The organism is Rhizobium sp. R339, assembly GCF_002211395.1.
Lineage (GTDB): Bacteria > Pseudomonadota > Alphaproteobacteria > Rhizobiales > Rhizobiaceae > Rhizobium.
The window spans coordinates 208,681-221,222 of the sequence record NZ_LOKV01000001.1; the positions used below are offsets into that span (position 1 = coordinate 208,681).

Annotated in this window: 10 protein-coding genes and 1 pseudogene; 6 read left to right on the top strand and 5 right to left on the bottom strand. The window is 59.9% G+C overall.

Features of this window, described 5'->3' with window-relative positions; translation table 11 throughout:
• Positions 1 to 139: 139 nt before the first annotated feature.
• The gene (locus tag ATY76_RS32990; protein WP_141104966.1) at positions 140 to 334 is read left to right on the top strand and encodes a hypothetical protein; all 195 of its coding nucleotides are present in this window, start codon (positions 140 to 142) and stop codon (positions 332 to 334) included.
• Between the two features lie 1,256 nt (positions 335 to 1,590).
• Here the strand turns inward: ATY76_RS32990 and ATY76_RS01015 are convergent.
• Positions 1,591 to 3,219, bottom strand: a complete 1,629-nt coding sequence (locus tag ATY76_RS01015) for a winged helix-turn-helix domain-containing protein (protein WP_088672925.1) — start codon at positions 3,217 to 3,219, stop codon at positions 1,591 to 1,593.
• Between the two features lie 235 nt (positions 3,220 to 3,454).
• Between ATY76_RS01015 and ATY76_RS01020 the strand changes: the two genes are divergently transcribed.
• Entirely contained in the window at positions 3,455 to 3,781 is a 327-nt protein-coding gene (locus tag ATY76_RS01020; protein ID WP_190233564.1) for a GYD domain-containing protein, read from the top strand.
• 62 nt (positions 3,782 to 3,843) lie between these two features.
• Here the strand turns inward: ATY76_RS01020 and ATY76_RS01025 are convergent, their stop codons facing one another.
• Together ATY76_RS01025 and ATY76_RS01030 are read right to left on the bottom strand one after the other, a co-directional pair.
• Positions 3,844 to 4,842, bottom strand: coding sequence for an ABC transporter permease (locus ATY76_RS01025; RefSeq protein WP_088672926.1), 999 nt, complete (start codon positions 4,840 to 4,842; stop codon positions 3,844 to 3,846).
• Positions 4,843 to 4,877: 35 nt separating this feature from the next.
• Positions 4,878 to 5,747: an ATP-binding cassette domain-containing protein gene (locus ATY76_RS01030; protein ID WP_348627503.1), complete on the bottom strand. Its 870-nt coding sequence runs from the start codon at positions 5,745 to 5,747 to the stop codon at positions 4,878 to 4,880.
• A 129-nt stretch (positions 5,748 to 5,876) separates the two neighbouring features.
• On the opposite strand from ATY76_RS01030, the gene ATY76_RS01035 reads away from it, so the two are divergent.
• Entirely contained in the window at positions 5,877 to 6,857 is a 981-nt protein-coding gene (locus ATY76_RS01035; RefSeq protein WP_088672928.1) for an NAD(P)-dependent oxidoreductase, read from the top strand.
• Between the two features lie 45 nt (positions 6,858 to 6,902).
• Positions 6,903 to 7,892, top strand: a complete 990-nt coding sequence (locus ATY76_RS01040) for a sugar-binding protein (RefSeq protein ID WP_088672929.1) — start codon at positions 6,903 to 6,905, stop codon at positions 7,890 to 7,892.
• A 41-nt stretch (positions 7,893 to 7,933) separates the two neighbouring features.
• Here the strand turns inward: ATY76_RS01040 and ATY76_RS01045 are convergent, their stop codons facing one another.
• The gene (locus ATY76_RS01045; protein WP_088672930.1) at positions 7,934 to 8,803 is read right to left on the bottom strand and encodes a LysR family transcriptional regulator; all 870 of its coding nucleotides are present in this window, start codon (positions 8,801 to 8,803) and stop codon (positions 7,934 to 7,936) included.
• Positions 8,804 to 9,208: 405 nt separating this feature from the next.
• Between ATY76_RS01045 and ATY76_RS01060 the strand changes: the two are divergent.
• Positions 9,209 to 9,619: pseudogene (locus tag ATY76_RS01060) on the top strand (serine hydrolase); the annotation flags it as partial.
• 54 nt (positions 9,620 to 9,673) lie between these two features.
• Here ATY76_RS01060 and ATY76_RS01065 read toward each other — a convergent pair.
• Positions 9,674 to 11,047, bottom strand: coding sequence for a DUF882 domain-containing protein (locus tag ATY76_RS01065; RefSeq protein WP_088672932.1), 1,374 nt, complete (start codon positions 11,045 to 11,047; stop codon positions 9,674 to 9,676).
• A 212-nt stretch (positions 11,048 to 11,259) separates the two neighbouring features.
• Between ATY76_RS01065 and ATY76_RS01070 the strand changes: the two genes are divergently transcribed.
• Positions 11,260 to 12,405, top strand: a complete 1,146-nt coding sequence (locus tag ATY76_RS01070; protein WP_210199509.1) for a hypothetical protein — start codon at positions 11,260 to 11,262, stop codon at positions 12,403 to 12,405.
• The last annotated feature ends 137 nt before the right edge of the window (positions 12,406 to 12,542 follow it).

A 12,542-nucleotide genomic window follows, 5' to 3' on the forward strand; every position in this document is an offset into this window, starting at 1 on the left:
TCGGCAGCTCAGGTTGAAGCCCGATGGAGGGATATTCCCAGACCCAGGAGGCGCCCGGCGGAATTCCTGGGATGATCGGCTTAAGACGCTGATTTAGCTGCATATACGGGCGCGCCGTCGTATAAAGATGCTGCCATCCATGAACAAGTTTCGGCGCAAGCGCACTCGGGAGCGACTCGAAAAATCCATGGTCGTCGATGACGCCGACAGCCTGTCGGCTGCCGGCGACCGGATATGGAGAGCGCTTTTGATGGCGATTTTCCGTTCTTTGCAGACGAAGAATACGGCCATTTCGGCGGCAAGGTGCATGGGCAAATTTTGTGCAGGGGAGTGAAAATTTTATCAAAAGATAAAATAAATGATTTCATACGGAAGTTGTATTTATATATCAATTATAAGATGATTAAACTTTAGACAATGGTGATCATTGGATGTATTTCTGCGAGGAATTACACAGATTATTGTCGTCGTTTATCCTGAAATAATATCACTATCATGACGGTGACTAAGGTCACGGCTTCGTTGTCGGGGATTGACTCGGAGATAGATTGTCATCCTGGTGGAAATATTATCGCGGGATGCTTTTGCTTTCGTTTGCGCCTCGCGCTGGCGACAGCCCAGGTTATCCGCCAGAACTCGCCCCCGCACCGAGTGCATCCCGCTGGAATAGGTGCCATGAAAAGTTGAGGACCCGCCGGGGTGGTTGACGGGTCCTCATATGGGAATATTTGCACTTTGCACCGGTATTATTGCAGTAAATTTCCCCTTGTCATAGATCATTATTGGGAGAATTGTTGTTTATTGTGCATAAGTGGATAATTTGCAGTCTTTTATGGCTGCTCATCGTCGTGATGTAGCCTGGCATCTCCATGATATTCATGGTCGTCCTCCTATCGGATCTTGCGAACGGCTGATTGCCGATGCGCGCCGGTCGAATTCCAGGCGCCGGAGATCATTTTGCTGCGAGCGCGGTCAGTATGTCGTAGGCTGCGGAGACGCGATCTTCGTTGGGATAGTTCTTGTTGGCGAGAATGACGATGCCGAGGCGCTAAGAACCGCCGCCTCGCGGTTTGCTCGACGGTATCGGTTTCAGAGTGGCAAGCCGTTCGGGTCAAGCTGCGGCGTGGGCGCGGGCGCCGGCTTGGATGTGGACGTCGGCGTCGGCGTCTTCATCGAACTCCCGTTTGATTCACTTCGCCCGAACGCCAGTGCCTGATCCCACAGCTCCTTTTGGGCTTTATCGTCCAGCTTCCTCTGCTCAATGTCCGCGGACATCTGCTGGCACCCCTCAAGAATGCTGGCATCGATGAGAAGGGTTGCGCAGAGAACGACTCTGTATCGGATACGCCTGACTGGAAATGGCATGCGAGTATGGCCCCCTCAATAAAGATTGCACGCGGCTTTTGGCTCGACGCGCCGCGCTCGTGATCATTCAACAGCCGTTGCCCTGGCCTTCGTCTTCATAAGGGACGTGACCGCCAGGGGCAGCGGCGGTCGTGGCTATCAGAGGATTGTTTGCTCAATATTTGAGGGCGCAGAAAACCGGCATGCCGGCTGGCGCGGGCGGCAAAGACAGATATGAGCGATGGCTCAGGCGCCGGCGGCGGAACCGATGCTGCGCAGGACGAAATCGGGAATAGCCTGCCTGCCGTACAGGCGCGAGACATGCGCGATCATGTTGCGCATGACGTTTGCGCGCCCGTCCTGTGAGACGACGTGGCGCGCGGAGGTGAAGTAGAGATATTCGATTGCCGCGGCGGCATGATCCGGCCCGAGGGCGGCAAGCGCCCGTTCCGAGGCGTCCGGCAGTTTCCGATCCGGCTGCGCCGCCATCCAGCCGATCATCAGGGCGATCTGCGGCGGGCAATCCGAACCGAGGTTCGATATATCGGTGGCCAGGGCGGCCGAAGAAGGGCTGTGGCCGGCAGCCAGCAGGGCAATGCACTTCAAGACCCTGAGATGGCGATTAAACTCCGTGCCCGCTTCGCCCGCCTTGATGCCCCGATCGAAGAAAGCGACCGCTTCGTCGAAACGGCCGCGGGCATAGCTGAGCTGCCCGAGAATGGGCAGGCCGGCGGTGGAATCCTGCGTGCGGGTGAGCGCCCGCTCGGCCAGTTCGGCGGCAAGGTCGAGATGGCCGCGATTGATGAAATAGAAAAGCTTGGCGGCCCCCAGCATCAGGAGCGGCTTGTCCTCGATTTCGGGCAGGCACTCCAGCACGGTGCCTTCGATCTCGCTCTCGATGCGATCGCGCTCTTCCAGGCTGATGCGATCCCCGAACGGATTGGTGAGGATAAGGCGCGCGAAAAGGTGCAGGCACCACTGGATCGCGGCGTCTGCATCGAAGGGATCCTGCTCGCGGCTGCTGGCAAGCCGCTCGCCGCTGGCCAGCCATTTCGGGTTGGAGGTCGACAGCAGCTGTGAGGCGCTTTTCAGCCGGACCTCAGGCGTTTCATCCGCGGGTACGCCGAGCCCGTCGGAGGCGTCTTTCAGGGCCTGCTGAAGGGCTGCGACAACGCCTTCGGAGAGGCGCGCCGCCTCGTTCACGAAGGACAGGTCGTCCGCGGCATCGAGATGCAGGCGGAAGGCCTTGACGATACGCTTTGCGGGCATTTCCCGCAGCGTGGCGGCACAGTTGAGCCGGCCGCTATCGCCATGAAAACCGGCATCGGCATGAAAACCAACCTGCAGCAGATAGCGCGCCTTGTCATAGGCGGCGAGAAGGTTTCTTTCCGTAATGGCGACCTTGCGGCCGGCGCCGATCGCCGGCGCGATCCTGTCGCGGAGCCTGTCCACCAGCGACAGGCCTTGCTGGCGCAGCGGATGTTTCTCAAGCTCGAAGCTGGGAGCGATGATCAGGAAGGCATCGATCGGGCCAGGCCGGGATGGAGTGGCGATCCAGACGTAGCCCTCGCCATATTGGGTCGCGATGTAGAGGGGGGACTTGGCGTTGTCGCCGAGCTTCAGCCGCAATCTGTTGACCAGAAAATCGATATTGCGGTCGGATGCATCCGAGCCCGGCTGGGCGATCTCATCCAGCAGACGGTTGCGGCTCATGAGACGGCGCGGATTGCCGGTGAAAGCCAGCAGCAAAGCGCGCTCGTTTCTGGTGAACTGGATCGTCTGCCCATTGCGATGGGCAAACATGCAGGCTTCATCGATGACCAGATCGCCGAAGCGGAGATCCTGTGCCTTGCCCGTATCCGCAAATGAAATCATCTCGACCCAAACGCCTGATGGGCGAACACCGCATGTCGCGCGCCTGAACGGCTCGGCTCCACCCCAACCCCGAACTGCTTATAAGGTCAATATCTGCAAAACAATATACGTCGTTTGACAGACCCTGTGGGCTGCTTTGCGACTGAACGCAGGAGAGCACGATACGCACATCGAATGACTGGCATTCCCTGCCGCTTGAGCGTTTACTGTATCGCTCTGGCGGAGGAGGCAAACCATGGCCATGTATCTCACGCGCTTCAGCTACACGCCCGAGACCTGGGCGCGCATGATCGAAAACCCCGAAGATCGCCGGGAGGCGGCACGGAGCTACATCGAATCCGTAGGCGGAAAACTCCACGGGTTCTGGTACGCCTTCGGCGAGCATGATGGGTGGAATTTGTGGGAAGCGCCGGACAACGTATCGATGGCGGCTGTCGCGCTTGCGATCGGCGCAGGAGGCGCGCTCAGCTCGATGGAAACCACCGTCCTCCTCGACGTCGACGATACGATCCGCGCCTTGGAAAAGGCGAAGTCGATCCGGTATCGCCCACCGGCAGCGTAGGCGGGCCGCGCGCTCGACAGCCGTTTCGCTTCTGTTACCCAGCCGTCCGATCGGGGCGTCGCCTACTCGCTCTGCCTGAAATTCCGTATCCGATCAAACAGCACCGCCAGCACGATCGCTCCGCCGATAAACGTCCCCTGCCAGAATGCATTGATGCCGAGCAGGCCGAGACTGTTGCGGATCACCTCGATCAGCGCCGCTCCCACCAGCGCACCGAAGGCCGTGCCCACACCGCCGGCGAGATTGGCGCCGCCGATGACCGCGGCGGCGATGACCTGCAGCTCCATGCCGGCGCCGATATTGGTGGTGACGGCGCCGAGCCAACCCGTCTGGACGATGCCGGCAATGCCGGCCGAGAGCGCCGAGATCATATAGACGGCGACCTTGATGCTGCGCACGGGAACACCGGTGAGCGTGGCGGCATGCTCGTTGCCGCCGATCGCGAAGACATAGCGGCCAAACCGCGTCCAGCGCAGCACGAAGCCGGTGAGCAGCGCCAGGATCACCATGTAGAGCACCGGATTGGCGATGCCGAGAAACCAGGCGCCGCCGCCGAGCGCCAGCAACTGGTCATGATCGGGACCGAACTGGAACACGACGGTGTTGTTGGAGGCGACCATCGCCAGGCTGCGTGCAATCGACAGCATGCCGAGCGTCACCACGAAGGGCGGGAAGTCGAGATAGGCGATCATCACCCCGTTGAAGGCGCCGACCACAAGCGCCGTGCCGATGGCCGCCGCTATCCCGACCTCGATGCTGTAGCCGGCATTCATGGTCACCGCCAGCACCATGCTGCAGAGGCAAAGCACCGAACCCACCGAAAGATCGATGCCGCCGGTGATGATGACGAGCGTCATGCCGAGCGCGATGATGGCGACGAAGGTGACGTTGCGGGTGATGTTGTAGAGGTTCTTCGCCGTGGCAAAGGAATCCGTGGCGAAAGACAGGAAAATGCAGGCGAGGACGACGGCGATCAGCACCCAGAAGGTCTGGCTGCCGACAAATTCCGAAAGCCGGCTTCGCTCTCTCTGCGCAATGGTCTGTTCAAGGGTAGTGGCCATCTCAGACTTCTTTTCTCCCGATCGCGCCGAACCGATCAAACCTGCTCGATGGCGCCTGTGATAAGACCCGTGACTTCCTCCGGCGAACTCGCCGCAATCGATTTGTCGGCCACCTTCCTGCCGCGGCGCATGACGATCACCCGGTCGGCGACGGTGAAAACGTCGGGCATGCGGTGGCTGATCAGGACGACCGCAATGCCCCGGTCGCGCAGCTCGCGGATCAGGTTGAGCACCTCCGCCACCTGGCGGACCGAAATGGCCGCCGTCGGCTCGTCCATCAGCACGATCTTGGCTTCCGACAGCATGGTGCGGGCGATCGCCACCGCCTGGCGCTGCCCCCCCGACATCTGCTTGACGAGGTCGCGCGGGCGCGTTTCCGATTTCAGCTCCTTGAAGATCTCGCCGGCGCGCCGGTACATCGTTTTGTAATCCAGGATTTTCAGGGGGCCGATGCCGCGCCTCAGCTCGCGCCCCAGGAAGACGTTGGCCGCGGCAGTCAGATTGTTGCAGAGCGCAAGATCCTGGTGGACGATCTCGATGCCGTGCTGACGGGCCTCGACAGGGCGGTGCATGACGATTTCCTGGCCATCGAGGCGCATCGTGCCTTCGCTCGGCCGAAAGTTGCCGGCAATCATCTTGACCAGCGTGCTTTTGCCCGCGCCGTTATCGCCCATGAGGCCGACGACTTGGCCGGCTTCGAGCGAGAACGACACGTCATTCACCGCCTGGATGGCGCCGAAATGTTTCGAGATATTGGTGAGTTCGAGAACTGCGACCAGCCGACTACCCTCCCCGGAACCTGCAGGCCTGCCTTCGCCGCCGGCTGCCGATACCCGGCCGCCAGTTAGACGCCTGCGATCTCGCTCGGCCGATCTCCTCCCGGAAAAGCGATTATGTTCATTAATGCAAAAGCACTAGGAATCGTCAATCAAATGTCCGCTAAAACGGTCCCTCATCACAAAAATCTATTTTGTACGATAAATACAGATTGACGCCGGAAACGGGCGGATATTAGCTGTTACTGGGAGAGAGGTATGCTGATCCTTGTCACCGGGGCTACGGGCAAGGTCGGGCGGCGCTTCATAACTGGGCTGCTTGACGAGCCGAGATTTTCCAATGCACGCATTCGCGCGCTTTGTCACAATCGCGCGCTCGAAAAAACCGACCGCATCGAGGTGGTCAGGGGTTCGATCGCCGACGGCGATGCCGTGGCAGCGGCGATGGACGGCGTCACCCATGTCCTGCATCTCGCCACCTGCAAGGAAACGCCCACCGACGTCATGGATGTGACCGTCAAGGGCCTCTTCTGGCTGCTCGAAGCCTTCCGCACCAGCCTTACGGCAAAACAATTCATTCTCATCGGCGGCGACGCCGGCATCGGCCATTTCTTCTATCGCCATGACGGGCCGGTGACCGAAAAGACGCCGCACCGCGCCTATCCCGGCTGCTATGCGCTCTCCAAGGTGCTCGAAGAGGTGATGCTCGAGCAGTTCGCCATCCAGTACGGCATCAACACCTGCTGCCTGCGTGCGCCCTGGATCATGGAGAAGGACGATTTCAAATTCACCCTCTCCTTCGGCGACGATGTCTTCGGCGGGCCGGACTGGAAGACGCTCGTCCCGCCGGCCGATGCCGAGCGTTATCTCAGGGACGGCACGGTGCCGCTGCTGCGCGATGCCGACGGGCGGCCGCTGAAGCGCAATTTCGTGCATGTCGACGATCTCGTCTCGGCGATCCTGGCGGCGCTCGACAATCCGCGCGCGAGAGGCGAGCTGTTCAATATCGCGATGGACCGTCCGGTCGATTACGGTGAGGTCGCCGCCTATCTCGCCCGCACGCGCGGGCTCGGCTCCGTCGACATTGCAAGCGGGTTCCACTCGAACTGGATGGACAACAGCAAGGCGAAATACCTGCTGGACTGGCGTCCCGTCTACGATCTCGAAAAGCTTATCGATTCAGCCTGGGAATACCGGCGTTCAGGGGAGGAGCCTCGCATCGTCTGGTATCCCGGTTGATAATGCGGCGGGCGAAGGCGCCCGTCTTTTCAAAGGGAGGAAGCTATGAGGAAGGCATTACTGATTACAGCAGCCGTCCTGGCGTTCACGGCCGGAGAGGCCATGGCAGCCAAGAAGCAGCTGGTCATCGTCGTCAAGGGCCTCGACAACCCGTTCTTCGAGGCGATCAACCAGGGCTGCCAGAAGTGGAACAAGGAAAACGCGTCTTCGGAATATGAGTGCTTCTACACCGGCCCGGCATCGACCTCCGATGAAGCAGGCGAGGCACAGATCGTGCAGGATATGCTTGGCAAGGCCGATACGGCCGCCATCGCCATCTCGCCGTCCAATGCCAAGCTGATCGCTCAGACGCTGAAGACCGCCAATCCGAGCGTTCCCGTGATGACGCTCGATGCCGATCTTGCGGCGGAGGATGCGAGCCTCCGCAAGACTTATCTCGGCACCGACAACTACCTGATGGGCGCCAAGATCGGCGAATACATCAAGAAGGCCAAGCCGAGCGGCGGCAAGATCTGCACCATCGAAGGCAATCCCGGCGCCGACAATATCCTGCGCCGCGCGCAGGGCATGCGCGATACGCTGAGCGGACAGAAGGGGCTTGCCGAGCTGAAGGGCGAAGGCGGCTGGACGGAGGTTGCCGGCTGCCCGGTCTTTACCAATGACGACGGCGCCAAGGGCGTGCAGGCGATGACCGACATCCTCGCCGCCAACCCAGATCTCGACGCCTTCGGCATCATGGGCGGCTGGCCGCTGTTCGGCGCCCCGCAGCCCTACCGCGACCTGTTCAAGCCGATGGCTGACAAGATCGGCAAGAACGAGTTCGTCATCGGCGCCGCCGATACGATCGGCGACGAAGTGGCAATCGCCAAGGAAGGTCTGGTAACCGCTCTCGTCGGCCAGCGGCCGTTCGAAATGGGATACAAGGCGCCTTCGGTCATGATGGACCTGATCGCCGGAAAGCCGGTCGAAGACCCTGTCTTCACCGGGCTTGACGAGTGCACCAAGGATACCGTCGACACCTGCATCCAGAAGTAAGCTGCGGTTTGAGCGCTCGCGCGGGCGAGCGCTCAAACACGTCACAGGTTCGAAAAGATCCAGTCGGAAAAGGCGCGCATCGCCGCCGTGACCGGCCTCGATTGCAGGCGCGTCAGCCAATAGCTTCCGAGCGATATGGCTGTCGGGAACGGCTGCACGATCGCGCCCGAGGAAAGCTGCCGGGAAAACATCGAGGGCGGCGCCAGCGCGATCCCCAGCCCCTGGAGTGCCGCCTCCATCATGCCGACCGAGGAATCGAAGACGATGCCGGCATTCACCTGCGCCGCCGGCGCGACGCCTGCGGCGTGGAACCACGTGCTCCACTCATCCGTCCGATAGCTGCGAAGGAGCGCCGCGCCGGCAAGATCGGCGGGCGATTTCAGATCTTCCGCCAGCTTGGGAATGCAGAGAGGCGAGAGCGGCGCGTCGAACAGGCGCGTCGCCTCGGTGCCGTGCCAGGATCCGCTGCCGAAGCGGATGGCGAAGTCGAGCCCTTCCGCGGCCGGGTCGACGCGGTTGTTGTTGGTCGAAATTCTGATGTCGATGAAGGGATGGCGGCGCTGGAAATCCGATAACCTCGGCAGCAGCCAGCCGACCGCGAACGTGCCGACCACGCCGAGAAACAGCAATTCCCGCACTTGGCCCGCCTCGATCCTGTCCAGCGTCGTCGCCATCTGATCGAAGGAGGCGGTCACCGTCGGCAGCAGCGCTTCACCTTCCGCCGTGATCTTCAGACCGCGGGGAAGACGCTGAAAGAGCGATACACCCAGCCGCTTCTCCAGCCCCTTGACCTGCTGGCTCACGGCAGCCTGGGTCACGCAAAGCTCGATCGCGGCGCGGGTGAAGCTCAGATGTCTGGCAGAGGCCTTGAAGGCTCTCAGACCGTTCAAGGGAAGGAATGGCCGAACCACGATTTAGAGCCTTTCCTGGTTAGATTGAAGCATTCTGCCGGAGCAGGTTTTCGTCAGGGCAGAGGCGATTGGCGATGGGCATACCCCCAGGTACGTCCGAGCCGATCGCCTCTGATCCTGGCGGAAAGATGCCCGGCCCTTCGGGTTGGCTGAAACGGGCCGGCTGATCGACCGGCCGGCTTGGCCGTAGAGCCGGGCTACGACGCGCGCCGGCCGGTCGACCATCCGACTCCGTTTGAGCCAACAGAATGCTTCAATCTAACCAGGAAAGGCTCTCACCCTAGATTTTCTTGCAGCTGTCGCGAGATATCATCGTTTGTGATCGTAAGACAGCCTCGTTAAACGCCATCCACATGCGCTTTCGCGCGGATACGGACCGCCCGTTGATCTGAAGGATGACGAAAAATGAAACGTGATTGGGTAAAAATTTTATCGGCCGTTCTGATCTCGACATGCGCTTCGACGAGCGGCTTTGCCGCCGACGAGACGAAAGTGAAGGCGATCGCGGACGCGGCGATCAAGCCGCTCATGGAAAAACACGCCATTCCCGGCATGGCCGTCGCCATGTCAGTCGATGGGCAGGATCACATCTTCAATTACGGCGTCGAGTCGAAGGACACGGGCAAGCCGGTCGCGTCAACCACGCTGTTCGAACTCGGCTCGATCAGCAAAACCTTCACCGTGACGCTGGCTGCCTATGCGGAAGCGAATGGCGAGCTTTCGCTCTCGGACACAGCGAGCAAATATCTCCCCGCGATGAAAGGAAAGCCGTTCGGCGACGTCGCGCTGGTGAATCTCGCCACCCACACGGCGGGCTCGTCTTGCGAGGCGCTTTTCTCTCGGCTGCAGCACATACTTTGACGATCGAGGTCATCCCTCCGGGGGCGATGTAAACCGGCCGGCATCGAACGGACCGCTGGCGGCATCCGGGCCGCTGGCAGCAACCGGGATGACATCTCCAGCCGACGTCGCGACATCAGCCTCACGATGAACCGTGCGGGGGGAGACGCGCGGCGGGCTCAATGCAACGGTCTCGCCGGGAGAATGCAGCGCCCATGCCATCAGCGCGGTCTCGGAGGTCGATCCAAGGAAGTTTGCTTCTTCCCAGGAAGCGGTCATGGGCAGGGAGGCGATCATACCAGCGCCCTGCCTGGAAGCCTCCGGTGCAACGATGCGGGGATGGAAGCGGGCGTGATCAGGCAATGCCGAGGGCCTTCTCTCCGGAAGTGCGGAAATTGGGCCGATCGACGCAGTCTCCAGTTCGTCGTCCGTCTCCGCCTCGTCAGCGAGGGCAGGCGGGCGCATCGCCGGTATCGGAATCGGCAAGGATGGGAGATCCGGAGCGGAGCCTTTGTCCTCCCGCCCGGCCGCGCCGGTCTGCAGCGCGAGCGCATTCAACGCCCGGCTTTTCGGCGTCGGCAGAAGCGCCGTCACGAGCTTGTTGTCTGCGGCGCCGCTCGGCGATGCGGTTACCTCCTCATCCTCTCCAGCGGTGCTGGCGATCTGGGTCGCGGTGGGGCTGACGCGTTTCTTGTAGTTCGCGACCGCCTGATTGTATCCCGGCAGAGGCCGGCCATCGGCCGGAAGATGCATCGTCTGCCCGTTCGGGAAGATTCGGGCGAGTTCCTGCCGGGACATGCGGGGCCAGGCCCTGACATTGCCGACGTCGAGATGCACGAACGGCGATCCCGAAGTCGGATAATATCCGACCCCGCCGACCTGCATCTGCATGGCAGTGGCGCGCAGCGTCGCAAGCTTCACGCCGGGAACGTAGAAATCCATCGCCTTGCCGAGCATGTGCTGGCTCTTCTTGGCGACACCCGTGCTGCGCGAACGGTTGCGGAGCATGTTGTTCGTGGCAGGGGAACGATAGGCGGAAACGACGTGGATGTAATCCCTGCCGCCGCTGCGCTTATACACCTCCCAGACCAGGTCCAGCAGCCGTGGATCCATCCGGGTCGGCTCGTTCCTTCGCCAGTCGCGCAGAAACCGATTGATCTGGGCAAGGCCCTTCGGATCGAACTTGCCATTCCGCTTGTAGGTAATCGTAGCCTTCTCGCCCGTATGGGTAAAGAACAGCTTGAGCGCGCGATCTTCCGCCGAGGCAAAGGATGCGGAGCCGACAAGGGCTGGCAGCGCCAACAGAGCCGGTAGAACGGTGCGTGCCGCGAAGCGCTCCACACGCGACAGGAGTGCCGCAACTCCGCCCGACAAACCTTGCACTGAATACTTCAACACGAACAACCCGTCCTACACGAAACACTCGACGACGGGCGGGAACTCCGCATCCATCAGGATTAGTAAAGCCAGCTTATGGTCAATAAATTACTAACGAGGGGTGTGGGGAGGCTTGGAGGGTTGAGGATGCGGGCCATGTGAGGTTCGATCGCGGCCTTCATCAGCGGGTCGAGGAGAGCGCTGTGCGCATTGTATAGGTCGTGTAATGCTGGCGTTTGGTGGCGGCCTGGTGCCTCGGCATCGCTAATCCGGTTCTCTACATGATCGTTCCGGCTCTGCTGACGGGTTCCTGCTGCGCTGGATGTGTTTCGGCCGCCCGCAAATCGGAACTGCGCAAGCGAACTCGAGAGCCTTCAGTAGGGCATCGCAGTATCCGTTCCAAAATCGTCGACCGTGCTTTCAGAGGCAGCGATCAGCACCAAAAGGGTGAGCAAAGAGTCTCCGAAATCTGTCTGCTTGGGAGACGTGGTATGCAGTTTTGGTTTATTCATACGGCAAGCGGGGGCAAAATGACGAAGCAGTTCTACTCAGTAAGAGCCGGAAAGAATAAAAATTCGGCGGGCTTTCCACTGGAAGTCATCAGGGATTTGTTTTTTCGGTTATTCAAAGACCTCCGAGCTGAAGGTTTTTTCAATGAATATCTCGGCTGGTATTGCGTCGATCAGGGCGATGTGCCGGGTCTGATATCCTCCCCCGACCTCGACATGATGCTGAAGCTTCGAAAGGATGGACTTTGGCCGCTTGACGAAAAATACGCCTTTTACGCCGAGGAAGATTTACTCGATGTCATTGAGTACCTTTATTCCATAGTCTCGAAGCCAATAGATGGAACGTATCACTCCTTTAATGACTGCGGCATGCACTGGGAGACTTTCAATAAACACGAGGGCGAGAAGGTCTTCCGCGAAAAAATCAACGGCCTTCTGGACCTCTATCAGGTAAAGTTCGAGCTATCGGAAACTGGTGACGTTATGCACAAGCCTGATCGGGGGTTTGAGGCGATTTTTGCCGCCGACACACCCACGAAGGACAAAAATATTCGCGAGCGTATTGATTCGGCGGTTGCGCAGTATCGGCGCCATGGGTCAAATCTCGACGACCGGCGACAAGCCGTTCGCGATCTGGCTGACGTCCTGGAGTACCTTCGGCCGCAGGTGAAAACTGTTCTCGACAACAAGGACGAGAACGATCTGTTCAACATCGCGAACAATTTCGGCATCAGGCATCATAACGATAAGCAGAAAACTGGCTACGACGCGGCCTTGTGGCTAAGTTGGATGTTCTATATTTTCTTGTCGACCATTCATGTTGTTCTGCGAAAAATAAACAGCGGCAGTGAAGAGCGGGGAACGAGGCGAAAATAGTCTCGATTTGGTTGAGCTAGCTTGTTTTCGCTTGCGCGAAGACAAGAAAAGACCGAAATGCCGACAATTCAGAGATATAAATGTAGCGCACGTCATCAGCGTAAACCGAACACCATAGGATTCATTGAACTTTCTGG